Genomic DNA, 26,105 nt, shown 5'->3' with positions numbered 1-26,105 from the left:
GTAAAATTTCAAAGGCTTTTTCATTTCAGAGGTGGGTTTTGTCCCAGCCTCATTTAGGGGAAAAATTATTTTAAAAAGTATTTTTCGATATCATCAAGCATTAAGTTAGCAGCTTTTACACCGCCAGCAGTATTCCAGATGATATCATCCACTTTTTGGATGTTTCCTTCTTTAACAGCATTTAAATTTTTAAATAATGGATCATTAATCCATTCCTTTTCAAGGGTGCTTGCTTCACCGTCACCAGTTTCGTAAGTAAAGTAGAAAAGGACATCTCCATCCATTGCAGGAATTCGTTCTTTCGTAGCATTTTTTTCTGCGAAGTCATCTACGTTTTGACTTTCAGGGCGAGCGAAGCCGATCTGATCTAGAATCACGCCAGAAAAAGTATCTTTATGGTAGATTCGGACGTCTCCAGCCATAAAGCGGACCATAGATATTTTTTGATTGACTTTATCTCCTAGCTTTTCTTTTAAATCTGCAATTCGCTGATTATAGTCATTAATGACCTTTTTTCCTTCTTCTTCCTTATTTAATGCTTTAGCATAAAGTTCGAAATTTTCCTGCCAATTTCCTCGCAGTGTTTCTGCAAATACAGTTGGGGCGATTTTGCTTAGCTGTTCATAAATCTTTTCTTGACGCATCTTATTTCCGATGATTAAATCTGGCTGAAGTTTTGCAATGGCCTCCACATTAACTTCACTTTCTGTACCAACAACCTGAACATCTGTTAACTCGTCAGCAATATGGGGATACCATGGATCACCTGTCCATGATTGAACAGCTCCGACTGGCTTTACGCCAAGAGCTAGAAGCGCCTCTGTACCTTCATTTGTTAATATTACCACTTTCTTTGGTGTTTCTTTAATTGGCGTTGAACCCATTGCATGTTCAATTGTGTAGCCTGAATCACCAGCAGTCTGATCATCATTGCTTTTTTCTGCTTTTTCATCATTAGTGCTTCCACATGCTGCCAATAGGAACAGGGAAATGATAGAAATGATAGCTGCTAAAAATTTGATATTTTTCAATGTTGTGTGCCTCCTAATCAACTAAGTTAGTGATAATCATTTTCAATTACTAATTTATCATAATTTCCCTTCACGAATATGTCAATCATTTAATTGAAAATGATTTTCAAACTCATTGACATGTAGTTTTCCATCTAATAGACTTTAAAATGAGAAAAACATTTTTTAGATAGGAACGGTTCTACTATGCTATTAAAAACAAGCTTACAAAAATGGAGCGGCTTATTGTTTGCTGCAATCCTTTTACTTTTGTTCATATGCATAAGTATTGTTTATGGCTATACAGATACAACCTGGAAAATGGCAATTGATGCATTTACAGTCTTTGATGGGTCAAATGAACATCTCATCATCCAATCAGTCAGACTGCCTCGGGCGCTTATTGCCGCTGCAGTTGGAGCAAGCCTTGCAATTGCAGGTGTTTTATTGCAAACAATAACGAAAAACCCGCTTGCTGCACCCGAGATTTTTGGAATTAATGCTGGTGCAGGTTTTGCGGTTGTTGTAACAGTTACCCTCTTTTCTTTAAGCAATCTTCAGATTTTTACATGGATTTCCTTTCTAGGGGCAGCTGTTTCATTTATTCTTGTTTATATTATAGGGTCCATAGGCAGGGATGGATTAACACCGATGAAGCTTACATTAGCTGGCGCTGCTATGAGTGCTATGTTTGCGTCAATGACACAAGGATTTCTTGTTATAAATGAAACAGCACTTGAACAGGTCCTTTTCTGGCTAGCTGGTTCTGTATCAGGCCGAAAGCTGGAAACTCTTCTTTCTGTTCTTCCATACTTAGCGGTAGGATGGGGCTTAGCTCTGCTCATTTCAAATAAGTTAAATATCTTGTCAATGGGTGAAGATGTTGCAAAAGGTTTGGGTTTAAAGACCGGAATGCTAAAGATATGGGCAGGCGTGATTATTGTTCTTTTATCCGGAGGAGCGGTAGCGGTTGCCGGTCCCATTGCTTTCATAGGCATTATCATCCCGCATATCACGCGTGCTGTAGTAGGAATTGATCATCGCTGGGTCATTCCATTTTCGGCTCTTTTTGGCGGAATACTGCTTCTTATAGCTGATACTGCTTCTCGGTTTATTATTATGCCGCAGGAAGTGCCAGTTGGTGTAATGACGGCTGTTATCGGAACTCCTTTTTTTGTATATATCGCAAGAAAGGGGTTCAATAAATAATGACAAAGTATCTAAGTTTTCGTGTGTTTAAAGAGAAAGTTTCGTTTTTAATTGATCGAAAGGCGTTAGCAGTTGTTGTCTTATTATTATTTGTTATGGCTGGTGTATTCATCTTTAGTACCGGGACTGGTGAGATGAGGATTAGCCCGATAAATGTTGTGAAGGTATTCTTTGGAGGCGGTACAGATATGGAGCAGCTTGTTGTTCAGACTTTCCGTTTACCAAGGATTATCGTGTCACTAATGGTTGGAATCGGGCTAGCTGTAGCAGGCGGAATTCTTCAAGGAATTATTCGGAATCCGCTCGCTTCTCCGGATATTTTAGGGATAACAGGCGGAGCATCCGTTGCAGTTGTTGGCTTCTTGGCCATTTTTAGTGATGAGAGCAATGCTTTAACAGTCAGTATCCAATGGCTGCCGGTCGCAGCTTTTGTTGGAGCCACTATCGTTGCTTTTCTTGTTTACTTCTTGTCCTGGAAGGATGGCGTTTCACCGATTCGATTGGTTCTAATCGGGATTGGTATTTACAGCTTAATGAAAGCATTGACTACACTTATGATGCTTCTTGGTCCAATCTATCAAGCTAGCCAGGCGAATATTTGGATTACTGGAACGGTATACGGATCGAACTGGAGTAATGTAGCTATTTTAGTTCCGTGGATATTGGCTTTGTGTGCTGTTGCATTCATCCTAGCCAGAAATATAAATATCCAGGAGCTTGGTGACGATATTGCCACTGGAGTCGGAAGCAATGTTCAACGATACCGATTCCTCCTTTTAATGGTTAGCACCGCTTTAATCGGCGGTTCAGTTGCATTTGCTGGAGGAATTGGCTTTGTTGGCTTAATGGCACCTCATATGGCAAGAAGGCTGGTGGGTTCTTCTTTTGGAGCATTGCTCCCTGCCTCGGCATTAATTGGTGGAATCCTCGTCATGGTAGCGGATTTGATTGGGCGGACACTGTTTTCTCCGCTCGAGATTCCTGCGGGAGTATTTACTGCCAGTATAGGTGCGCCATATTTTATTTACCTTCTTTTTAAAACAAGAAATGGATAAAAAATTTTTTCTCCAGGATGAATAGTAAAAAATATGAAAATGCAAAAAGGAGAGGGCGGACGATGACTACTAACCAAGCGATTTCAACAAAACAATTGACACTGTCATATGGAGATACCACAATCATAAATGAGCTTGATTTGGAAATTCCTAAAGGGGAAATTACCGTTTTTATCGGAGGGAATGGCTGTGGAAAATCCACTTTACTTCGCTCGATTGCTCGTCTCCTTAAGCCCAAATCGGGTGCCGTGTTATTGGATGGAGAAGCCATTGCCAAGTTATCCACTAAAGATGTAGCAAGAAAAATGGCCATCCTTCCACAATCACCTTCAGCATCAGAAGGATTAACGGTTCTTCAATTAGTGAAACAGGGAAGATACCCCTATCAAACGTGGCTGAAGCAATGGACAGCTGAAGATGAAGAAAAGGTGAATAGTGCATTAGAAGCAACAGGGCTTATGAAATTAAAAGACAGAGCCGTAGATTCTCTTTCGGGGGGACAGCGGCAGCGAGCGTGGATCGCCATGACGCTTGCTCAGGATACAGATACCATTCTTCTTGATGAGCCGACTACGTATTTGGATATGACCCATCAAATTGAAATTCTCGATTTATTGTTTGAGCTAAATGAAAAAGAGCAAAGAACAATTGTGATGGTATTACATGATTTAAACTTAGCTTGCCGGTATGCGCATAATATTGTCGCTATTAAAGATCAAAAAATCTATGCTCAAGGAAAACCTGAGGTTGTTATTAATTGCAGTTTAGTGAAAAATGTGTTCGAAATGGAATGTGAGGTCACGATTGATCCACTATTTGGTACACCATTATGTATACCTTATGGAAAAGGACGCTGTATTTTAAAGCAGGAAGGGCTTTCTAGGCATGGGTAATATACTTTCCAATGATCAGCTGGAGGAACTTAAGCAGTTTCGTGTAACGACTGATAGAACTTCATCAACACTTTCTGTGCAAATAGAAACTTTGCTTGACGAACGATCAATGAGACAATATCTAGGGGGGCTCGGTAAATATATTGGTGCTGCAAATGATAAAGTAACTGCATCCATATTTATAAAACGATATGCTTTTCTCGCGGTTGCCTATTTATATACAATGACTTTATATAACGGAAAGCTTAATATTTCTTTCGAGAATGTATCGCTGGAAACAAATGACCAAGATAAATTATGGCTGCCGAACTTTTACTTTAAAGACCTCCATATTGAAACATGGAAAGAGAATCGGGAAAAATGGCGAGAAACATGTGTGCATAACCTATTTGATAACCATCTATATCCACTGTTGGATCGCCTTTCAAGAGTAACGAAAGTATCCAAGTTAGTCCTTTGGGAAAATCTTGCCGTTTATATATTTTGGTTATATGAAACAATTTTACAAAAGGAAGGTTTACCAGTGGATGCTGTTTCGCGTTCGAAGGAAGACTTTGAATTTATTCTTTTTCAGGCTTCGGGTGCATTATTTGGCGGCTATAACAAAAATCCTCTAAAGAAATATCATAATGAACCTATTTATATAGAAGAATATGGAAAAGAAGTTCGACCTAGAAATACTTGCTGTTATTCTTACTTAACAAGATCGAAGAAACGCTGTATATCATGCCCGCAGGTTTGTACAGCATGTCCGCTTGTTAAGGAAAGGAAAAATAGAGGGGAGTAATCGGATGAATGAGGAATTGAAGGCACAAATGGATGGGCTGTTAGAAAAGTACACAGAACTCCTGTTTGGTGAAACAAATTCAGACCTGAAGGAACAAGTTCGAGCATGGATCCTTTATTCACATATTGCTAAATCCATGCCTCCACTTGTTCAGCATTGGAACAGTACATATCCTGACGCTAAAGTAGAGATGAAAAAGATGATTGCAGGTATTAAAGAACGAAATGAACAATTTAGAAGCAAAAAATAATATCATTGCAATCTAAAAGCCGTTTCCTAATCAAGGTAACGGCTTTTATTACAGATATTATTATTGCTTCTTATATTGATTGTTTTGGCTGTTTACTTTCCCTCCGCCATCTGCCTCAACTGTCGGACCAGCATCTCCTTTTACACTAGCTGCACTAACTCCTGCTTTAGAAGGGTTCTTTTTTCTACGTGCCATTTCTCTTCACCTCCACTTTTAGCCTATCCAAAATAGGAGAAACTAATTTATCATAACAATTTTTTAAAAATTTCCTAATTTCAGTTAGGAAATGATTGCGTAAATTTTTCAAATATTTTATAGTTATAAATAACAGGACTCATTCGAGTAATTTTTTTTAGAAGAAAAATGAATGAGTATTCATTCAAAGTGAAAAAAGGGGGAAAAGAAGTTGATCCAACAAATTAAGAAAGCAGCAGTTCTAGGTTCTGGTGTCATGGGCGCTAGCATTGCCGCCCACTTAGCAAACATTGGAATTCCAACTTTATTACTGGATATTGTACCTCGTGAATTAACGGATGCAGAAAAAGCAAAGGGATTAACTCTTGAAGATAAAGCAGTCCGCAATCGCATAAGCGAAACAGGAAAACAAAAGTTATTAAAGCAAAAGCCGGCACCGCTTACTTCTAAAAAGAATATAGCATTAATTGAAGCAGGAAATTTCGATGATGATATGGAGCGTTTAAAGGAAGTAGATTGGATTATTGAGGTCGTTGTAGAAAACCTTGCAATTAAAAAACAAGTGTTTGAAAAAGTCGACCAATCCAGAAAAAAGGGCAGCATTATTAGCTCAAACACGTCTGGTATTTCAGTAGAAGCCATGGCGGAAGAACGGTCAGAAGACTTCCAAAAGCATTTTCTTGGAACACATTTCTTTAATCCGCCGCGTTATTTAAAGTTACTAGAAGTCATTCCTACGAAACATACAGACCCGGCTGTTCTATCATTTATGAAGAAATTTAGTGAAGATGTCCTTGGCAAAGGAGTTGTTGAAGCAAAGGACACACCTAACTTCATCGCTAACCGTATTGGAACGTACGGACTTCTAGTCACTGTTCAGGAAATGCTAAAAGGCGGGTACAGTATTGGGGAAGTAGATTCTATTACTGGTCCGATGATTGGCCGCCCGAAAAGTGCTACTTTCAGAACACTAGATGTTGTTGGTCTTGATACGTTTATACATGTTGCTAATAACGTATATGAGCAGGTTGAAGGCAAGGAAAAGGAAGTTTTTGCTATTCCATCATTCATGCAATCGATGCTTGAAAAAGGATGGCTTGGCAGCAAGTCAGGGCAAGGTTTCTTCTTGAAACAAGGGAAAGAAATACTGGAATTGGATCCGCAAAGTATGGAATATGTTCCACGTAAAAAACTGAAAACAGCTGCAACAGAATTAAGCAAGCAAGAAAAAGGCACAGCGAATAAAATGAAAGCGCTTGTTTATGCTGATGATCGTGCAGGCCAGTTATTATGGAATATATTAAGCCCAGTGCTCAATTATTCGGCACAATTACTCGGAGTTATTGCTGATGATGTGGTTGCAATCGATCGTGCAATGAAATGGGGATTCGGCTGGGAGCTAGGTCCATTTGAATCATGGGATGCAATTGGTCTAGAGAAATCAGTTAAGAAAATGGAAGCGGCAGGTCTTGAGGTTCCAGTATGGATTAAAGAGATGCTAGAAAAAGGTTTCACCTCTTTCTACAAAGAAGAAGCCGGAAACTTATTCTTCTATGACAACGGAGACTATAAACAAATAAACGAAAACCCAAAGGTTATTAACTTAAAGAGTCTGAAAAAGAAAAATGGCGTCATTAAGAAAAATAGCGGTGCAAGCCTTATCGATCTCGGTGATGGTGTAGCACTTCTTGAATTCCACTCTAAAAGTAATGCGCTTGGTTTAGATATCATTCAAATGATTAACTTTGCTATTGATGAAGTGGAAAAAAATTATAAGGGACTTGTCATCGGCAACCAAGGTAAGAACTTCAGTGTTGGGGCAAACCTAGCGATGATTTTGATGGAAGCACAGGATGATAATATTTACGAGCTTGATATGGTTGTTCGTCACTTCCAGCAAGGAATGATGAAAATCAAATATAGTTCTAAGCCTGTCGTTGCAGCGCCATTTGGAATGACGCTAGGCGGAGGCACAGAGGTTTGTCTCCCTACTGCACATATTCAGGCAGCTAGTGAAACATATATGGGTCTAGTAGAAGTAGGTGTAGGTCTTATCCCTGGAGGCGGCGGGAATAAGGAGCTTTATATCAAGCATCTTAACTCCATGCCAAGCGGAGTAGAATTTGACCTTCAAAAAGTAGCGAATAAAGTGTTTGAATCAATTGCAATGGCGAAGGTTTCTACTTCTGGTGAAGAAGCGCGTGATAATAATTTCTTAAACTTTGCTGACGGCATTAGTATCAATGGGGATCATCAGCTTTATGATGCAAAACAAGCTGTTCTTACTTTATATGAGAAAGGCTATAAGCCTCCTGTTCGTAAGAAGGTACCGGTTGTCGGTGAAACAGGCTATGCAACTTTGCTTTTAGGTGCACAAGCAATGCTGTATTCTGGTTATATTTCTGAACATGATTTAAAAATTGCGAAGAAGCTTGCCTATGTGATTGCAGGTGGAAAAGTCCCTTATGGAACGGAAGTAGATGAACAATACTTGTTAGATTTAGAGCGAGAAGCATTCTTAAGCCTTGTTGCTGATCCGAAATCACAGCAGCGTATGCAGCATATGCTTTTGAAGGGAAAACCGTTACGTAATTAAAAGAATAGAGGAATAAGAGATTAATATAATAGAAAAGTTTTATCGCAAAAGGAAAGAGAGGGAACGAAATGAGAGAAGCGGTAATCGTTGCAGGTGCCCGTACTCCGGTCGGCAAAGCAAAAAAAGGCACATTAGCAAATGTGAGACCGGATGATTTAGGTGCCCTTGTCGTTCAAGAAACATTGAAGCGTGCAGGAAATTATGAAGGCAGTATCGATGACTTAATTATTGGCTGTGCCATGCCTGAAGCAGAGCAAGGGTTGAATATGGCGCGTAATATTGGCGCGTTGGCTGGACTGCCCTACACTGTTCCAGCTATTACGATTAATCGTTATTGTTCATCAGGGTTAAATGCCATTGCCTATGCGGCTGAAAAAATTATGATCGGCCATGCGGATACAATCATTGCAGGCGGAGCAGAATCAATGAGTCTCGTACCAATGATGGGGCATGTGACTCGTCCAAATGCGAAGCTGGCTGAAACAGCTCCCGAATATTATATGGGGATGGGGCATACAGCAGAGGAAGTGGCGAAGAAGTACGGAATCTCACGAGAGGATCAAGATGCTTTTGCTGTAAGAAGCCATCAAAAAGCAGCAAAAGCAATTGCAGAAGGGAAGTTTACCGATGAAATTGTGCCAGTAGATGTTACGATACGATCAGTCGGTAATGATCATAAATTAGTAGAAAAGACCATTCAATTCAGCGAGGATGAGGGGGTTCGTGCGAACTCAACTGTGGAAGCACTTGCAAAGCTTCGTCCTGCGTTCTCAGTGACTGGCTCAGTAACAGCAGGGAATTCTTCACAAACAAGCGACGGGGCAGCAGCTGTTATGGTCATGGATCGTGAAAAGGCAGAGTCAACAGGCTTAAAGCCAATGGCAAAGTTCAGATCTTTTGCTGTTGGCGGTGTGCCACCTGAAGTAATGGGAATTGGACCGATTGTTGCGATTCCGAAAGCGCTAAAGCTTGCAGGATTAGAGCTTTCCGATATTGGTTTATTTGAGCTAAATGAAGCGTTTGCTTCCCAATCAATCCAGATTATTCGTGAGCTTGGTCTTGACGAAGAAAAGGTAAATGTAAACGGGGGAGCGATAGCACTTGGACACCCGCTAGGATGTACAGGGGCGAAACTAACGTTATCCCTGATTCATGAAATGAAGCGTCAAAATCAGCAGTTTGGTGTAGTAACAATGTGTATCGGCGGCGGAATGGGTGCTGCTGGCGTATTTGAATTGTTATAAGCTTGTTTTTTAAACCTTGTTATATGAACAAACCTTTACCCAATATAAAAAACTGCCTATAAAAACGGGATCAAACGTGGTCCCCCTCATATTAGAACGGAGGAAGAAAAAATGACTAATAATACTGAAAACATTATTAAAGGCGGAAGCTTTTTAATTGAAGATGTAACGTATGACCAAGTATTTACTCCAGAGGACTATACAGATGAGCATAAAATGATTGCAAAAACAACAGAAGATTACGTGGTAAATGAAGTGTTACCGCAAGTTCCATATTTAGAAAAGCATGAATTTGAGCGTTCGGTGAAATTACTTCATCAGGCTGGTGAACTTGGCTTATTAGGTGTAGATGTACCAGAGGAGTATGGCGGTCTTGGTTTAGATAAAGTAAGTTCTGCCTTAATCGCAGAAAAAATGTCTATTGCTGGCGGTTTCTCGATTACACATGGGGCACATGTTGGGATCGGCTCTCTGCCAATAGTCCTATTCGGCAATGAAGAGCAGAAACAAAAATATCTTCCTGCCCTAGCGACAGGTGAAAAAATTGCTGCTTATGCATTAACTGAGCCAAGCTCTGGATCCGATGCACTAGGAGCGAAAACAGTTGCGAAACTAAATGCAGCTGGCACTCACTATGTATTAAATGGGGAAAAACAATGGATTACAAATGCTGGCTTTGCTGATGTATTCGTAGTATATGCGAAGATTGACGGCGATAAATTCTCTGCATTCATCGTTGAAAAGGAATTCCCTGGAGTTTCCACTGGTGCAGAAGAAGAGAAAATGGGGATCAAGAGCTCATCTACTCGTACATTAATCCTTCAAGATGCAGAAGTTCCAGTTGAAAACCTGCTTGGAGAAATCGGCCGCGGTCATATCATTGCATTTAACATTTTAAATATTGGCCGTTATAAATTAGGAGTTGGTGCACTTGGTGCTTCAAAACGTGCATTGGAAATTACCATTCCATACACAAATCAGCGTCAGCAATTTAAAACACCAATCTCTTCTTTTAATTTAACAAAAGAGAAGCTCGGTACAATGGCTTCTAAAGTATATGCAGCTGAAAGCTCGATTTATCGGACTGTAGGATTGTTTGAAGATCGTATGAGTAAGCTATCCGATGAAGAAGCAAAGACTGGAAAAGCAGTAGCTCAATCGATTGCTGAGTATGCGATTGAATGTTCATTAGGTAAATTTTTCAATACGGAAGTTCTAGATTATGTTGTTGATGAAGGCGTTCAATTACATGGCGGCTACGGCTTTATGGAGGAATACGAAATTGCCCGTGCTTACCGTGATTCTCGTATTAACCGCATCTTCGAAGGGACAAACGAAATTAACCGTTTATTAGTACCTGGTACTTTCATGCGTAAAGCATTCAAGGGTGAGCTTCCATTATTCGAAAAAGCAATGGCGCTGCAGGAAGAGCTTATGATGATGATGCCAGAAGAGCCAGGTGATGCACCATTAGCTCAAGAAAAATATTTAGTAAAGAATGCGAAGAAAATTGGCTTGCTTGCTGCTGGATTAGCTGCTCAAAAATATGGCAAAGCATTAGACCAAGAGCAAGAAGTATTAGTGAACATTGCAGATATTGTTTCTAATGCATATGCAATGGAGTCAGCGGTACTTCGTACAGAAAAAGCAATCCAAAAAGACGGCCTAGAAAAGAGCAAACAAAAAATACTCTATACACAAATCTTCTGTCAAGAAGCATTCAACAAAATTGAACAAGATGCGAAGGAAACACTTGTTGCTGTTGAAACTGGCGACACATTGCGGATGATGCTTTCATCTTTACGTAAGTTTACGCGCCATACACCTATTAACGTCATTGCTAAAAAGCGTGAAGCATCAGAAAAATTAATTGATGCGGAGAAATTTGTGCTGTAATTGTTTGAAAATTGTGGCTCCCTTCAGAAATGGAGGGAGTTTTTGAATGCAGGAATGATGAAATGCAAGATAAAATGGAAATGATATTAGATAAATACAAAGGAATGCTCGATAAAAAGGAATGAATGCTAGATAAACATAAAAAGTTGCTCGATGGAAGCATGATCTCACTTTATTTTTCTAAAAAAACTTCTGCTACTAGAAGGATAGAAGAAAATTTTGTCGAAATATCATCTTTAGTCATTCGTTATGAAGTATACTATAATTGTGATAGTATTTATTTAAAGACAGTTACTTTATTTTTAAAATGGGACATGATAACCTAGGTGGTGGAACAGTGAGTCTAACTTTTTATTGGTACCCGAAATGCGGGACATGCCGAAAAGCTAAGAAATGGCTCGATGACCATAATTTAGCTTATGAAGCAATACATATCGCAGATAATCCGCCTTCTGTTGACTCCTTAAGAAACTTGTATGAAACAAGCGGCTTAGATATTAAGAAGTTTTTTAATACAAGTGGTCAAAAATACCGTGAGCTCGGCTTAAAAGATAAAGTCAAATCATCAACAGATGATCAGCTTCTTGAACTTTTGGCATCCGATGGCATGCTTATCAAACGTCCGATTTTAACGGACGGGAAAAAAGTGACGGTAGGTTTTAAGGAAGAGGATTATGAAAAAACATGGCTTGCATAAGATTGCCATGGTGGAAAAGAGATCGACACTACGATCATAGATTGAAATAAAAAAATGGAGGGATTAGGAATGAACACACCAAAGGAATTACGTTATTCAGAAGAGCATGAGTGGGTAAAAACAGAAGGTGAGCAGGTTCGAATTGGGATTACTGACTTTGCTCAATCTGAGCTTGGAGACATTGTTTTCGTTGAACTGCCTGAGGTCGGCGATGAAGTGACAGCTGATGAGCCTTTTGGAAGTGTAGAATCAGTTAAAACAGTATCTGAGCTTTATGCACCAATCAGCGGAAAAGTTGTAGCTGTAAACGAGGATTTAAGCGACAGCCCAGAATTTGTTAATGAGTCTCCATATGAGAAGGCATGGATGATTGTGGTTGAACCATCTGATGCAGGAGAAATGGACAACTTAATGACTGCAGAACAATACGAAGAAATGATTAAAGAAGACTAATAAATGGGGAGGTGCTGCATCAAGCGGTACCTCCCTTTATTTGGTCTTTTTATTTCTCTAATCAGGGAAACACTATAATCATGAAAATGAGAAAGGGTGGTTATAGTGGTACTAAAGAGTAATAAAATTGATATTACAGACCGTGTTGTTGGAAAATTGAAGGATGGAGAAATTGAACTTTATTTAGAAAATGAAAAAATCGGAAGTATTCATCTGCCTCAAGGGTCTGCCATTCAGATGGACCACCATTTTGAGTCGGATAAGCAAAAGATTTACCAGCATGTCACAACAACAGAAAGTCCGCAAGCACGTTATACAGATTGTGATGAGGGCGGCTGGTGTTAGAATGAACAGCGGGAAAATTTCCGCTGTTTTTATTATTTTATTTAAATGAGATAAAGGGATATAATGGATGATACGAGCAAGGCTATTTACTATAGTATTTTTATCTTAGCAGGAGTTCCACACCATTATCTAGAATATTGAATATGGTATGATAAGTTAACACATTCTATTGGATTTTTCTTTCTAGCACATTAGGGTTATACCCAAAACTTCAACTCAGGTTCAGGTGATGAATATGAATGAAACAATACCAGAGAAAGTAATTATTGTAGAGGGTACTTCAGATAAAAGAAAGGTAAAAGCAATTGTAAGTGAGCCTGTCGAGATTATTTGTACAAATGGAACCATTAGCCTGACTAAGCTTGATGAGTTAATTGAAATGCTGCTTGATAAAGATGTATTTATATTGGTGGATGCGGATGATGCAGGCGAAAAGCTGCGGAAACAATTTAAAAGGGAATTTCCAGAAGCGGAGCATCTTTATATTGACCGGATGTACCGGGAAGTAGCTACTGCACCTGAGCACCATTTAGCGACTGTGTTACTGGGTGCCAATATTGATGTAAATATGGAGTTTTTAGATAGAGGATGATTTGTATTGCAGGAATGGTCACGGGAAATTATAAATGAGGCAGCAGCAGGGGATCAGCTAAGTTTGATCTATTTATATACCCCCTTATGTGGAACCTGTCAGGTGGCTGGAAAAATGCTTACCGTCATAGAGGAGCTTTTGCCCAATGTCTCAATTGGAAAAACTGATTTAAATTATATGCCAGATATAGCTGAAAAGTGGGAGGTTGAAAGCGTTCCATGCTTACTTATTTTTAAACGTGGAAAACTTGAGGAAAAAATGTATGCTTTTCAATCGGTTCCAGATTTATTAAATAAAATAAAAAGCTTGATCTAAAAGAGTTGGGTAGCAAATACCCAGCTTTTTTTATTTTCGAAATTCTCCAACTAAATGATTTACAAAACCTTCCTTGAGGAATTATTATATTTAGGAAGGCGAAATATTGATGAGCAGGTGTAAAAATGGCATTTTATAAAGAATGGGCCAACCAAATTAAAGGATATAATCGCAATATTCGGCTAGCATTCATGGCAAATATCTTTACGCAAATCGGCTTTGGAATCTTTATGGTGATTTACAATTTCTATATTAGAGAGTTAGGCTATAATGAGCAAATCAACGGGCAAGTCATCTCGATGACCTCGCTTGCGACAGCTATCGCACTTGTTCCAGCTGGGGTTTTCAGCGATCGAATCGGACGAAGAAAAGCGATGCTATATGGAGCTATCGCAACCGGACTTGTCTTGCTATCCAGAGGTATAATCGAAGCTCAATCTTTATTAGTATTAACTGCTTTTGCAACTGGGCTGGCAACAGCTTTTTTTCAGGTTTCGGGGATTCCTTGGCTAGCAGAAAACTCGAAGGCTGAACAAAGGGTTCATTTATTCAGTATTCACTTTGCTGTTATGACTGGTGCAAATGTAATAGGAAATTTAGGCGGAGGAATATTAACAGATTTCTTTTCCCTATTTACAACAGAATTAAATAGTATTCGTTTTACCTTGCTAATTGGAAGTATCATTTTTTTTATGGGTATTATTCCAGTAACAAAGTTTAATGAAAATCGTGATACGAGGAAAAGCAAAAAAGATAAAAAAACTAATTCGTTCAAATTCATTTTTAGTAAAAATGAGAATGTAAAAATAATCTTCTTATTTGCATTCGCACAGCTGCTTATAGGTGTTGGTGCCGGGTTAGTTATTCCATATTTAAATTTATATTTTGCTGATCGTTTTTCAGCATCTAATTCAGCAATCGGCTTTATTATTTCAATGGGCCAAGCTGCAACGGCGATTGCCATGATTATTGGACCAATGGTTGTCAGAAGGTTTGGAGAGGTTAAGGCAGTTGTTATTCTGCAGCTATCTTCATTGCCATTTCTTTTAATGACAGCCTATACAGAAAGTCTTTGGCTGGCAGCAATCGGATTTTTATTCCGTCAGGCTCTTATGAATGCAGGAAATCCCATTCAAATGTCATTGATGATGTCCAAGGTTGGAGATTCGATGAAGGGGCTGGCAAACTCAGTTAACCAGATGGTATTTAATTTAGGTTGGGCGATTATGGGGCCAGTATCAACGGGAATAGTCATAAAATATGGAGCATACTGGGGGTATGCAGTCGTATTTACTATTACTGCCTCTTTATATTTGATCGGTTCAATTTACTTTTTTATTGTTTTTCGAAGCTATAATAAGAGAAACTCGGCTGTTAAAACGGCAAAAATAGTCTGAAAATATAATCATATGACATATTTCTCGGGAAATGCTCAAAAGATAATGTCGAACGATTCGTGAAGGAATGCTTAGTGAATTGAAGAAATAGTATAGTGAGACAATGGGATGAAGAGCCTGCTTTCTATCCGTTTAACCTGGGGTGAGGACATGAAGGAAGTGACTGCTGCATTTATTCATGAAGTAAAAACAAAAGGGCATTTAGCCATTTTTTTAAAGGGCGTTTTTTTTACACTATGTATCCGGACAAAGGATGAAATCCTATGTATACAATTCCAAAATGGAGATGTGAAAATTTGTCAGCCTGACCCATCTAATTCTTATGATGTACTTATTTCGGGTTCAAAGGATCAGGTCTGCTCGATAATCAAAGGAAATGAAAAACTGAGAAATGCAATAAGGAACAAGAAAATCCTTGTTGACTCTTCTTTTAGAAGGGTCCTCTTTTTAGAGTCGCTATTTCTCCTTTCCAAGCAGGATGTAAGCTGAAAAATAAAAAAATTCAAAATTTGTATTGACCACTAAATTAGCATTATGTTAATATTGGAGTTAATTATCCGACTAAAAAACTGAATATTCTTATCAAGAGAGGCGGAGGGACTGGCCCGACGAAGCCCGGCAACCGGTAATTTACACGGTGCTAATTCCAGCAGAGCATTTTTGCTCTGGAAGATAAGAAGAGATGATATCAGCCCTCTTCTTGTGAAGAGGGTTTTTTCAGCTCTTCTTTTAAATGGGGTTGTTCTTTTAAGTCAGTGATTCTATTGTAAAAAAGGAGAGATGAACAATGAGTGAAAAACAGAAAAAATATCGTTTGGAAACAATTGGTGTACATGGCGGGTTGCAGCCTGATCCTGTAACAGGTGCAAGGGCAGTGCCGATCTATCAAAACAATGCCTATCAATTTAAAGATACGGAGCATGCAGCAAATCTTTTTGGGTTAAAGGAATCCGGATATATTTACACAAGGATTCATAACCCAACAGTAACGGTATTTGAAGAGAGAGTTGCTTTATTAGAAGGCGGGGTAGGTGCATTGGCCGTTTCAAGCGGCATGGCAGCAATTACACTAGCTATTCTTAATCTTGCGCAGGCAGGCGATGAGATTGTTGCGGCATCTAACCTATACGGAGGAACGTATAATCTTTTTGCAGTAACGCTCCCGAAGTACGGGATTCAAGTAAAGCTAGTTGACCCAGAGAATCCAGAAAACTTCAGAGAAGCAATAACAGCAAAAACGAAAGCTGTTTTCGCAGAAACGATCGGCAATCCAAGTCTAAAAGTGCTGGATATTGAAAAAGTGGCTGAGATTGCTCATGAGAATGGAATTCCTCTGCTAATTGACAATACATTTGCTACTCCATATCTTTGCAGACCTATTGAACATGGGGCAGACATTGTCATACACTCTGCAACAAAATGGCTGTTAGGAAATGGAACGACATTGGGAGGAATTATCGTAGATGGGGGTAAATTCGATTGGAATTCACCGAAATTCCCAGGATTTACAGAGCCGGATTCTAGTTACCATGATCTTGTTTACAGCGAGGCCCTTGGACCGGTTGCTTACATTACGAAAGCTAGAGTTCAGCTACTGAGAGATTTGGGGCCTGCATTAAGTCCGCAGAATGCATTCCAATTTACCCTTGGCTTAGAAACGCTACATGTCAGAATGAAAGAGCATATAGCAAATACGAAAAAAATCATAGAATATTTAGAGGCGCATCCTGCGATTAATTGGATTCTATATCCTGGAAATGAAAATCATCCTGATAAAAAACTGGCAGATAAGTATTTGCCAAAAGGTGCTGGCTCTGTGGTGGTCTTTGGAATAACCGGAGGAAGAAAGGCTGGAGCGAGTTTAATAAATAATCTGGAGCTATGGGCTCATGTAGCAAATGTAGGAGATGCTAAGAGTTTGATCATCCACCCAGCCAGCACTACACATCAGCAATTAGATGAGCAAGGGTTAAAAGCTGCAGGTGTACCTGAGGATTTAATTCGTATTTCTGTTGGAATTGAAAATGCAGAGGATTTAATCGATGACTTAGAACAAGCTATTGAGGCAGCAACAGGGATTTCATCCTCTACAGCAAACGCATAAGCTATAGTGTAGCCTATTTTTTGAAAGTTGGATGAAAATACTATCTTTCAAAAATACTAAATTAACATTTAAATCATTGACACCCTTAATCATCCATGATACGATAATTTTCGTAATATTATCACTGAACTAATTTAAAGTAATAAATTGAATATAGATGTTACGCTCTTATCAAGAGAGGTGGAGGGAAGTGCCCGATGAAGCCCGGCAACCGTCATGAAAATGAAATGGTGCCAATTCACACAAAGCAAAGCATGCTTTGAGAGATGAGAGAAAGGACAATAACTATTTATGCCTTTCTGCTCATATGACAGAAAGGCATTTTTTATTCCCAAATGAAAAATACTAGAGTAGGAGCAAATAACCTAATAAAGTAAGGATTTTAAAAAGTGATAAGCAAAATTGGATTTAAAGAGGGTGTGCAGCATGACAATGATTTCAATCGAAAATGTACAAAAAATATACCCTTCCCAAAAAGGTCAGGTAAAAGCTGTAGATAATGTTAACCTTGAGATTAACGAGGGAGAGATCTTCGGCGTCATTGGCTATAGCGGAGCAGGAAAAAGCACGCTAATCCGAATGCTAAATGGCCTAGAACTGCCAACCGAGGGAACAGTGGTTGTCGCAAATAATGAAGTGTCAAAAATAAAGGGCAGCAAGTTAAGGAAGGCTCGGCAAGAAATCAGCATGATCTTTCAGCATTTTAATCTGCTATGGTCTAGGACTGTGCGAGCGAATATTGCTTTTCCACTGGAGATTGCTGGTGTTTCAAAAAGAGAAAGAGCAAAGCGTGTCGACGAATTAATTAAGCTGGTTGGTCTTGAGGGAAGAGAGGACGCGTATCCTTCACAATTGAGCGGAGGACAAAAGCAGAGAGTGGGTATTGCTAGAGCTTTAGCAAATAATCCAAAAGTATTATTATGCGATGAGGCTACATCCGCCTTAGACCCGCAAACAACAGACGCTATTCTTGATTTACTCGTAGATATTAATACCCGTCTTGGACTAACGATTGTCCTTATTACCCATGAAATGCATGTGATTCGTAAAATCTGTCACCGGGTTGCGGTTATGGAAGAAGGAAAAGTTGTTGAAATTGGACCAGTACTGGATGTATTTAAAAATCCGCAGGAGGAAATTACGAAGCGTTTTGTTCAGCAGGTGACGGAACCAGAGGATACGAAGGAAACAACGAGGCATTTACATGAAAAATATCCTGAAGGGAAGGTTGTGCAGCTGACATTTGTTGGTGATACAGCTGACCAGCCGCTAATCACTGAGTTAATAAGAAAACATGAAATAACCGTGAATATCATTCAAGGGAAGATTTCTCATACTCAAAATGGATCTTATGGAACATTATTTATTCATTTGAATGGTCCAAAAGACGAAGTAGAGAAGGCAATTGCATTTATTCACACACATCGCGTAGGTGTGGAGGTGATTGCACATGGATAATTTTCTCGAATTAATCAAATGGGAAAAGTTGATTTTGGCGACAAAAGAAACCATTTATATGACATCCATCTCAGTCTTAGCAACTTTTCTTATCGGTTTATTTCTCGGATTGCTTTTGTTTTTAACTGCTAAAGGGAATATGTGGGAGAATAAATTAATTAATTCAGTTATTTCGGTTATTGTGAATGTATTCCGATCTATTCCTTTTATTATATTAATTGTTCTGCTTATTCCATTTACGAAAATTCTTGTTGGCACGATGCTTGGGGCAAATGCAGCCTTGCCTGCTCTTATCATTGGGGCTGCACCGTTCTATGCAAGAATGGTTGAAATAGCACTTCGGGAGATTGATCGGGGAGTCATTGAGGCTTCACAATCAATGGGTGCAAACAATGGACATGTTATTTTCAAGGTATTAATCCCAGAATCGCTGCCAGCTTTAATTTCAGGAATAACAGTTACAGCTATATCATTAGTTGGTTTTACAGCAATGGCGGGGGTAATTGGTGCAGGCGGGCTCGGACACTTTGCTTATCTGGAAGGTTTCCAGCGGAATAACTCTGTTGTAACAGCCGCTGCCACTGTTGCTATTTTAATATTAGTCTTCATCATTCAAATTATTGGCGATTATTTTACAAAAATCACAGACAAACGATAACAAAGGAGAAATACAAATGAAGAAACTATTTGCATTATTTATCATTGCTTTATTAACCATATCTCTTGCTGCATGTGGCAGCAGTGAAGAAAATGCCGGCGGGGAAAGCAAAGATGGAAATAAAAAGCTAGTCGTTGGCGCATCAGCTGTGCCTCATGCGGAAGTTTTAGAAGAAGCAAAACCTTTATTAGCTGAAAAAGGCATTGATTTAGAAATTAAAGTGTTTACAGACTATGTGCTGCCAAACGTTACATTAAAAGACAAAGAACTTGATGCAAACTACTTTCAAACGCCAGGTTACCTAGCACTACAAATGGAAGAAAATAAAGATTTCGATTTTGTAAGTGTAGGAGAAATTCATCAAGAACCGATTGGCATTTATTCAAAGAAATTCGATAGCCTAGAAGATCTTCCAGAAGGGGCAAAGATTATTATGAGTGATTCATTTAGTGATCATGGCCGTATTCTACCGATTTTTGAAAAGGCGGGTGTTATCAAGTTAAAAGAAGGCGTTGGAGCAAATGCTCGAGTGGAGGACATCGTTGAGAATCCAAAAAATCTCGATTTCACTACTTTAATTGAGGCAAAATTATTGGCGTCCTCATTTGAAAGCGGTGAAGGAGATGCGGTTGCGATCAACACGAACTATGCGCTTGAGGGCGGCTTAAATATTAAAGAGGACGGAATTGCTTTTGAGGGCAGTGATGTTGTGCCGGCTAACCTAGTGGTTGTTCGTTCTGAAGATAAAGATCGAGAAGAAATCAAAACATTAGTTGAAGTACTGAAATCAAAAGAAATCCAAGATTTTATTCAAGAAAAATACCAAGGTGCTGTAATTTCAGTACAATAAGTAATGAAGGCAAGTGCGAGCATCATGCACTTGCTTTTTTGTTAAATGCGAAATTTATACCATTTGTAAGCATGATATAAATGAAAGCGTTTTAAACGTAATATTTCAATTTTCTGCTTTTATTTTCAGCTAATTTCGTCATTGTATTACATATCGTGTAGATGTTAAAATTTGAACGTAAATTAAATCGCAATGACGAAAGGATTGGTTTTTATTAACCAGCTACAGTTGAATTACACAAGCGATATGGAAAAAGCAATGCATGGAGCCCATGGTGTAGGGTATGAAACATACAGCAGGAAGCATGAGGTTCGAATGAAGGTCGAAAAAAGACGCCAGGAAGAACATATTAAATGTCAGCAGATGATTGCTAATTTAGAGAAGAAAGTTCATTCTTAAAGCTGTACTATATAATAATGTGGAAAAAGGGAAATCAGTACATATGTTGCTGGTTTCTTTTGCTTATTCAGCTTTGTCTCTCTATGTCATGCCTATCTGCTTTTCCTTTTTGTATACAAGCTCTTATGGTATTATTATACTGAAAATTCATGTATCTTTAGGGCGATTCTCAATTAATTGATTTTATTACATGAAAAAATGCGGTATGGTTAGAATAAATAGGTAATAACTTTAATTGTTTTTGCAGCAAAAGGATAGTATATACATAAGGATTTTCAGCACTTTATTATTTCCATATAAATATGGTGCGAATGGGCTGAAAGAGTTGCTAACAGATTTCATTTGTTATAAGATTGTAATGAGAATAAAATGAGAATAGAAGGTTGCGGCATGGCCGTAATATAAATCTTCTTTTATTGATGGAGGTATAGTAATGGCGGGTTCTAAATTAACAATTAAAGATCTTCATGTTTCTATTGAAGACAAAGAAATATTAAAAGGTGTCAATCTTGAAATTAAAGGCGGAGAAATCCATGCGATCATGGGACCGAATGGAACTGGGAAGTCAACCCTTTCATCTGCAATCATGGGACACCCTAAATATGAAGTAACAAGCGGAAGTGTTACTTTAGACGGGGAAGATGTATTAGAAATGGAAGTTGATGAGCGTGCACGTGCTGGCCTATTTCTTGCTATGCAATACCCAAGTGAAATTACTGGTGTAACAAACGCGGATTTCTTGCGTTCAGCAATCAATAGCCGTCTTGAAGAAGGAAATGAAATTTCTTTAATGAAATTTATCCGCAAAATGGATAGCAAAATGGAATTCCTTGAGATGGATCAAGATATGGCTCAACGCTATTTAAATGAAGGATTCTCAGGCGGAGAGAAAAAGCGCAATGAGATTCTTCAGCTTATGATGATCGAACCAAAGATTGCGATTCTTGATGAAATTGATTCAGGGCTTGATATTGATGCATTAAAGGTTGTTTCAAAAGGAATTAACGAAATGCGCGGAGAAGAGTTTGGCTGCCTAATCATCACGCACTATCAGCGTTTATTAAACTATATTACTCCTGACTTTGTACACGTAATGATGCAAGGACGTATTGTAAAGTCTGGCGGTCCTGAACTAGCACAGCGCCTAGAGTCAGAAGGATATGACTGGATTAAGAAAGAGCTCGGTATTGAAGACGAAACAGTTGGCCAAGAAGCGTAATTTGTTAGGAGGATCATTATGTCAACAGAAACAAAGTTACCGTTTGATAAGGAATATGTAAGTTCCTTTTCAAAAGAAATGGGCGAGCCGGCTTGGCTAACAGAACTTCGTTTAAATGCGCTAACAAACGCTGAAGATTTGCCAATGCCAAAGCCTGATAAAACTAAAATCGATAAATGGAACTTTACACAGTTCAATAAGCATATCGTTAGCAGCGAGGATTTCTCGTCATTAAATGAGCTACCTGAAGAAGTGAAGACATTAATTGACTTAGAAGCTGCTGATCAAAACTTATATATACAACGCAATAACAGACCATCATATCTATCCGTATCAAAAGATGTTCAGTCCAAGGGTGTTATTTTCACGGATATCTTTACTGCGGCAAGAGAGCATGGAGATCTTCTTCAAAAATATTTCATGCAAGATGGTGTGAAGGTGGATGAGCATCGTTTAACTGCTCTTCATGCAGCACTAGTGAATGGTGGAGTTTTCTTATATGTTCCAAAAAATGTTGAGGTAGCAGAACCAATTCAGGCTGTATTTATTCATGACAACGAAGAGGCGACACTTTTTAATCATGTGATTGTTGTTGCTGAAGACAATAGCTCGGTTACTTATGTTGAAAACTATGTTTCTACAATGGACGCTGCAAGTGGCGTATTTAACATTGTGACTGAAGTGCTTGCGAAAGCAAATGCGAAAGTACAATACGGAGCGGTTGATACCCTTGCAAAAGGACTGACTGGCTATGTGAATCGCCGCGGTGTAGCTGAGAGAGATGCGCGCATTGAATGGGCGCTTGGCTTAATGAATGACAGCAATACCATTTACGAAAATGTAACGAACTTAATTGGTGATGGTTCTTTCGGAGATACAAAAACAGTTGTTGTAGGCCGTGGAGAACAAACACAAAACTTTACAACAAGCATCGTACACTTTGGTAAGAATACGGAAGGCTATATTCTTAAGCACGGTGTGATGAAGGACGCTGCTACATCTATCTTTAATGGAATTGGTAAAATCGAGCATGGCGCTTCTAAGTCAAATGCTGAACAAGAATCACGTGTTCTTATGCTTAGTGAGAAAGCACGGGGAGATGCGAATCCAATTCTATTAATTGATGAGGATGATGTAACGGCAGGTCATGCTGCCTCAGTAGGACGTGTGGATCCGCTGCAATTGTACTATCTAATGAGCCGTGGAATTCCAAAGACTGAAGCTGAGCGATTGGTTATTCATGGATTCCTTGCTCCAGTTGTAAACGCACTTCATATTGAAGGAGTAAAAAAACAGCTTACGTCCGTTATTGAAAGGAAAGTAAAGTAATGGATATCCATGATATTCGTCAACTGTTTCCAATCCTACATCAGGAAGTCAATGGGAAGCCGCTCGTATACCTAGACAGCGCAGCAACATCCCAAAAGCCTGTTCAGGTTATTGAGGCAATAGATAAATATTATCGCGAAATAAATTCAAATGTTCATCGAGGAGTTCATACACTTGGTACAAGGGCTACGGATGGATATGAAGGTGCAAGAGAAAAGGTCCGTAAATTTATTAATGCTAAATCTACAGAAGAAATCATTTTTACTAGAGGGACAACAACAGCATTAAATACGGTTGCTGCTAGCTATGCAAGGGCAAACCTCCATGAAGGAGATGAAATCGTCATTTCCTATATGGAGCATCACAGCAATATTATCCCTTGGCAGCAAGTGGCAAAGCAAACAGGGGCCGTTTTAAAATACTTGCCTCTTCAGGAGGACGGAACGATTTCTCTTGAGGATGTAAGAGAAATTGTAAATTCTAACACGAAAATTGTTTCAATTATGCAAGTATCAAATGTGCTAGGTGTAGTAAACCCTATTAAAGATATCGCAAAAATTGCTCATGAAAACGGAGCAATTATGGTTGTTGATGGGGCGCAAAGTACGCCGCATTTGAAAGTTGATGTTCAAGATTTAGATTGTGATTTCTTTGCTTTTTCGGGCCATAAGATGTGCGGGCCGACCGGAATTGGCGTATTATATGGTAGGAAACAGCTTCTTGAAAATATGGAACCGATCGAATTTGGCGGAGAAATGATTGATTTTGTAGGTTTATACGAATCTACTTGGAAGGAGCTTCCTTGGAAGTTTGAAGGGGGCACACCAATCATTGCTGGTGCTATTGGCTTAGGTGCTGCGATCGATTTCTTAGAAGAAGTTGGCTTAGATCAAATTGAAGCTCACGAACATAGACTAGCTGCGTATGCGATCGAAAGAATGTCTGCTGTTGAGGGATTAACGATTTTTGGACCGAAAGAAGCAACTAAACGTGCAGGGTTAGTCACGTTTAATCTTGATGAAGTCCATCCTCATGATGTAGCAACTGTATTGGACGCTGAGGGAATCGCTGTTCGTGCGGGTCATCATTGTGCACAGCCGCTAATGAAATGGTTAAAGCAATCAGCGACTGCACGGGCTAGCTTCTATCTGTACAATACAGAAGAAGATATTGATAAGCTTGTTAGTGGGCTTCTCAAAACAAAGGAGTATTTCAGCGATGTCTTCTAACAATTTAGATACTCTCTACCGGCAAGTAATTATGGATCATTATAAAAATCCCCGCAATAAAGGGGTGCTTGCAGACGACAGCTTAACAATTAATATGAATAACCCCACTTGCGGAGACCGTATTCAATTAACGTTAAAGCTGGAAGGTGACAAGGTTGTAGATGCGAAGTTCGAAGGAGAAGGCTGTTCGATTTCGATGTCTTCCGCTTCTATGATGACTCAAGCGATTAAAGGAAGAAATATTGAAGATGCTTTAAAGCTTTCGGAGGTTTTCTCCCTGATTATGCAGGGAAAAGACTATGAAGACGATATTGATCTTGGTGATATTGAAGCATTACAAGGTGTTGCAAAATTCCCGGCTAGAATTAAATGTGCAACGTTAGCATGGAAGGCTATGGAGAAGGGATTAAAGGAATAGTCAAGCTTTAAGCAGATCCTAGGCCGATAAATTTATAGTTGATTGGGCCTTTAAGGACCAATCGCAAATGAATGGAGGAATACGACGATGGCAAAAAAGATGCCGGAAATTGGCGATTATAAATATGGTTTTGCCGATAAGGACGTTTCCATTTTCCGATCAAAACGCGGTTTAACGAAAGAGATTGTTGAAGAGATTTCAAAAATGAAGCAAGAGCCACAATGGATGCTTGACTTCCGTTTAAAATCATTGGAGCATTTCTACAACATGCCTATGCCGCAATGGGGCGGAGATTTAGCGTCATTAAACTTTGATGAAATTACGTATTATGTAAAACCATCTGAAAAAACAGAAAGATCTTGGGATGAAGTACCTGAGGAAATTAAACAAACGTTTGACAAGCTGGGGATTCCAGAGGCTGAGCAAAAGTATTTAGCTGGAGTATCTGCCCAATACGAGTCAGAGGTTGTTTATCATAATATGCAGGAAGACCTTGAAGCACAAGGAATTGTATTTAAAGATACAGATTCCGCTTTACGTGAAAACGAAGATATCTTCCGTGAGCACTGGGCGAAAGTAATTCCGCCAACGGATAATAAATTTGCTGCACTAAATTCTGCTGTTTGGTCTGGCGGTTCTTTCATCTATGTTCCAAAAGGAATTAAAGTAGAAACACCGTTACAAGCATACTTCCGCATCAATTCTGAGAATATGGGCCAATTCGAGCGTACATTAATCATTGTGGATGAAGGTGCTCATGTACACTATGTTGAAGGCTGTACAGCCCCTGTTTATACGACAAACTCTCTTCATAGTGCGGTTGTTGAAATTATCATTAAAAAGGATGCCTATTGCCGCTATACAACCATCCAAAACTGGGCTAACAACGTATACAACCTTGTTACAAAGCGTGCTGTCTGCGAAGCTAATGCAACGATGGAATGGATTGACGGCAATATTGGTTCAAAATTAACGATGAAGTATCCAGCGGTTATTTTAAAAGGTGAAGGCGCTCGTGGAATGACACTTTCCATTGCGATTGCAGGTAAAGGCCAGCACCAGGATGCTGGAGCAAAAATGATTCACCTTGCACCAAATACGTCTTCTACCATTGTATCTAAATCGATTTCTAAGCATGGCGGGAAAGTAACATATCGCGGAATCGTCCAATTTGGCCGTAAAGCAGATGGAGCTCGTGCAAACATTGAGTGTGATACACTAATCATGGATAATCAATCAACATCAGATACGATTCCATACAACGAAATCATGAACGACAACATTTCACTAGAGCATGAAGCAAAGGTTTCGAAAGTATCAGAAGAGCAATTATTCTATCTAATGAGCCGCGGAATCTCTGAACAAGAAGCAACTGAAATGATCGTAATGGGCTTCATTGAACCATTTACGAAAGAGCTTCCGATGGAATATGCAGTAGAAATGAACCGTTTGATTAAGTTCGAGATGGAAGGTTCAATCGGTTAATAGATAGTTAAACTTGGACCAC

The 26,105-nt window shown here is 39.1% G+C and carries 27 protein-coding genes and 2 riboswitches; of the genes, 25 read left to right on the top strand and 2 right to left on the bottom strand.

The features are described 5' to 3' along the window. Positions 1–65: 65 nt before the first annotated feature. Entirely contained in the window at positions 66–1,052 is a 987-nt protein-coding gene (locus tag RUH74_RS21215) for an ABC transporter substrate-binding protein (RefSeq protein ID WP_396230129.1), read from the bottom strand. Between the two features lie 165 nt (positions 1,053–1,217). Between RUH74_RS21215 and RUH74_RS21210 the strand changes: the two genes are divergently transcribed. The 5 genes from RUH74_RS21210 (at position 1,218) to RUH74_RS21190 (ending at position 5,204) form a co-directional block, all read left to right on the top strand. Then, entirely contained in the window at positions 1,218–2,219 is a 1,002-nt protein-coding gene (locus RUH74_RS21210) for a FecCD family ABC transporter permease (protein WP_313803822.1), read from the top strand. After that, entirely contained in the window at positions 2,219–3,274 is a 1,056-nt protein-coding gene (locus tag RUH74_RS21205) for a FecCD family ABC transporter permease (protein ID WP_313803819.1), read from the top strand. The genes RUH74_RS21210 and RUH74_RS21205 overlap by 1 nt, the downstream gene beginning before the upstream one ends. Positions 3,275–3,336: 62 nt before the next feature. Continuing rightward, the gene (locus tag RUH74_RS21200; RefSeq protein ID WP_313803816.1) at positions 3,337–4,167 is read left to right on the top strand and encodes an ABC transporter ATP-binding protein; all 831 of its coding nucleotides are present in this window, start codon (positions 3,337–3,339) and stop codon (positions 4,165–4,167) included. Continuing rightward, positions 4,160–4,954 carry an IucA/IucC family C-terminal-domain containing protein gene (locus RUH74_RS21195; protein WP_313803813.1) on the top strand — a complete coding sequence of 265 codons (795 nt, stop codon included), beginning with the start codon at positions 4,160–4,162 and terminating at the stop codon, positions 4,952–4,954. Before RUH74_RS21200 ends, RUH74_RS21195 begins: the two co-directional genes overlap by 8 nt. A gap of 4 nt (positions 4,955–4,958) precedes the next feature. Next, entirely contained in the window at positions 4,959–5,204 is a 246-nt protein-coding gene (locus tag RUH74_RS21190; RefSeq protein ID WP_313803810.1) for a YusU family protein, read from the top strand. 60 nt (positions 5,205–5,264) lie between these two features. Here RUH74_RS21190 and RUH74_RS21185 read toward each other — a convergent pair whose 3' ends face one another. After that, on the bottom strand, positions 5,265–5,399 hold the full coding sequence (locus RUH74_RS21185; RefSeq protein WP_102273950.1) for a YuzL family protein: 135 nt from the start codon (positions 5,397–5,399) through the stop codon (positions 5,265–5,267). A gap of 214 nt (positions 5,400–5,613) precedes the next feature. On the opposite strand from RUH74_RS21185, the gene RUH74_RS21180 reads away from it, so the two are divergent. The 20 genes from RUH74_RS21180 to sufB all read left to right on the top strand — a co-directional run bounded on the left by RUH74_RS21180 (position 5,614) and on the right by sufB (position 26,083). Then, positions 5,614–7,995, top strand: coding sequence for a 3-hydroxyacyl-CoA dehydrogenase/enoyl-CoA hydratase family protein (locus tag RUH74_RS21180; protein ID WP_313803831.1), 2,382 nt, complete (start codon positions 5,614–5,616; stop codon positions 7,993–7,995). A gap of 68 nt (positions 7,996–8,063) precedes the next feature. Next, entirely contained in the window at positions 8,064–9,239 is a 1,176-nt protein-coding gene (locus tag RUH74_RS21175; RefSeq protein WP_313803806.1) for an acetyl-CoA C-acetyltransferase, read from the top strand. A gap of 111 nt (positions 9,240–9,350) precedes the next feature. After that, positions 9,351–11,135 carry an acyl-CoA dehydrogenase family protein gene (locus tag RUH74_RS21170; protein ID WP_313803803.1) on the top strand — a complete coding sequence of 595 codons (1,785 nt, stop codon included), beginning with the start codon at positions 9,351–9,353 and terminating at the stop codon, positions 11,133–11,135. A gap of 337 nt (positions 11,136–11,472) precedes the next feature. After that, positions 11,473–11,832, top strand: coding sequence for an arsenate reductase family protein (locus tag RUH74_RS21165; RefSeq protein ID WP_313803800.1), 360 nt, complete (start codon positions 11,473–11,475; stop codon positions 11,830–11,832). A 69-nt stretch (positions 11,833–11,901) separates the two neighbouring features. Beyond that, positions 11,902–12,285 carry a glycine cleavage system protein GcvH gene (gene gcvH, locus RUH74_RS21160; protein WP_313803797.1) on the top strand — a complete coding sequence of 128 codons (384 nt, stop codon included), beginning with the start codon at positions 11,902–11,904 and terminating at the stop codon, positions 12,283–12,285. Between the two features lie 105 nt (positions 12,286–12,390). Then, positions 12,391–12,630, top strand: a complete 240-nt coding sequence (locus tag RUH74_RS21155) for a YusG family protein (RefSeq protein ID WP_313803794.1) — start codon at positions 12,391–12,393, stop codon at positions 12,628–12,630. 235 nt (positions 12,631–12,865) lie between these two features. Next, positions 12,866–13,222 (top strand): toprim domain-containing protein, encoded by a 357-nt coding sequence (locus tag RUH74_RS21150; protein ID WP_102273956.1) that lies wholly within the window; start codon positions 12,866–12,868, stop codon positions 13,220–13,222. 6 nt (positions 13,223–13,228) lie between these two features. Then, entirely contained in the window at positions 13,229–13,537 is a 309-nt protein-coding gene (locus RUH74_RS21145) for a thioredoxin family protein (protein ID WP_313803780.1), read from the top strand. Positions 13,538–13,662: 125 nt separating this feature from the next. After that, positions 13,663–14,934, top strand: coding sequence for an MFS transporter (locus tag RUH74_RS21140; protein ID WP_313803777.1), 1,272 nt, complete (start codon positions 13,663–13,665; stop codon positions 14,932–14,934). Positions 14,935–15,042: 108 nt separating this feature from the next. Beyond that, the gene (locus RUH74_RS21135; RefSeq protein WP_313803774.1) at positions 15,043–15,423 is read left to right on the top strand and encodes a hypothetical protein; all 381 of its coding nucleotides are present in this window, start codon (positions 15,043–15,045) and stop codon (positions 15,421–15,423) included. Between the two features lie 87 nt (positions 15,424–15,510). Beyond that, a riboswitch (SAM riboswitch) is annotated at positions 15,511–15,613 on the top strand. A gap of 108 nt (positions 15,614–15,721) precedes the next feature. Beyond that, positions 15,722–17,038 (top strand): O-acetylhomoserine aminocarboxypropyltransferase/cysteine synthase family protein, encoded by a 1,317-nt coding sequence (locus tag RUH74_RS21130; protein ID WP_313803771.1) that lies wholly within the window; start codon positions 15,722–15,724, stop codon positions 17,036–17,038. Positions 17,039–17,203: 165 nt separating this feature from the next. Continuing rightward, positions 17,204–17,311, top strand: a riboswitch (SAM riboswitch). Between the two features lie 159 nt (positions 17,312–17,470). Next, positions 17,471–18,496 carry a methionine ABC transporter ATP-binding protein gene (locus RUH74_RS21125; protein WP_313803828.1) on the top strand — a complete coding sequence of 342 codons (1,026 nt, stop codon included), beginning with the start codon at positions 17,471–17,473 and terminating at the stop codon, positions 18,494–18,496. Continuing rightward, the gene (locus tag RUH74_RS21120) at positions 18,489–19,154 is read left to right on the top strand and encodes a methionine ABC transporter permease (protein WP_313803768.1); all 666 of its coding nucleotides are present in this window, start codon (positions 18,489–18,491) and stop codon (positions 19,152–19,154) included. The genes RUH74_RS21125 and RUH74_RS21120 overlap by 8 nt, the downstream gene beginning before the upstream one ends. Before the next feature lie 16 nt (positions 19,155–19,170). Continuing rightward, entirely contained in the window at positions 19,171–20,004 is an 834-nt protein-coding gene (locus RUH74_RS21115) for a MetQ/NlpA family ABC transporter substrate-binding protein (protein ID WP_313803765.1), read from the top strand. Positions 20,005–20,196: 192 nt separating this feature from the next. Further along, entirely contained in the window at positions 20,197–20,403 is a 207-nt protein-coding gene (locus RUH74_RS21110) for a YuzK family famiily protein (RefSeq protein WP_057767812.1), read from the top strand. Between the two features lie 433 nt (positions 20,404–20,836). Continuing rightward, positions 20,837–21,622: a Fe-S cluster assembly ATPase SufC gene (gene sufC / locus RUH74_RS21105; protein WP_313803761.1), complete on the top strand. Its 786-nt coding sequence runs from the start codon at positions 20,837–20,839 to the stop codon at positions 21,620–21,622. An 18-nt stretch (positions 21,623–21,640) separates the two neighbouring features. Further along, complete coding sequence (gene sufD / locus RUH74_RS21100) at positions 21,641–22,951, top strand: Fe-S cluster assembly protein SufD (RefSeq protein WP_313803758.1); 1,311 nt, start codon at positions 21,641–21,643, stop codon at positions 22,949–22,951. After that, the gene (locus RUH74_RS21095) at positions 22,951–24,180 is read left to right on the top strand and encodes a cysteine desulfurase (protein ID WP_313803755.1); all 1,230 of its coding nucleotides are present in this window, start codon (positions 22,951–22,953) and stop codon (positions 24,178–24,180) included. Before sufD ends, RUH74_RS21095 begins: the two co-directional genes overlap by 1 nt. Then, positions 24,170–24,598, top strand: a complete 429-nt coding sequence (gene sufU, locus RUH74_RS21090; protein ID WP_313803752.1) for a Fe-S cluster assembly sulfur transfer protein SufU — start codon at positions 24,170–24,172, stop codon at positions 24,596–24,598. Before RUH74_RS21095 ends, sufU begins: the two co-directional genes overlap by 11 nt. 87 nt (positions 24,599–24,685) lie before the next feature. Next, positions 24,686–26,083: a Fe-S cluster assembly protein SufB gene (sufB, locus tag RUH74_RS21085; protein WP_313803749.1), complete on the top strand. Its 1,398-nt coding sequence runs from the start codon at positions 24,686–24,688 to the stop codon at positions 26,081–26,083. Positions 26,084–26,105 lie beyond the last annotated feature (22 nt).

The sequence above is a fragment of the Cytobacillus sp. genome (genome assembly GCF_032154635.1).
Lineage (GTDB): Bacteria > Bacillota > Bacilli > Bacillales > Cytobacillaceae > Cytobacillus.
The sequence above is the reverse complement of the archived record's forward strand: the minus strand, read 5'-3'. Positions and strand labels throughout refer to the sequence as shown.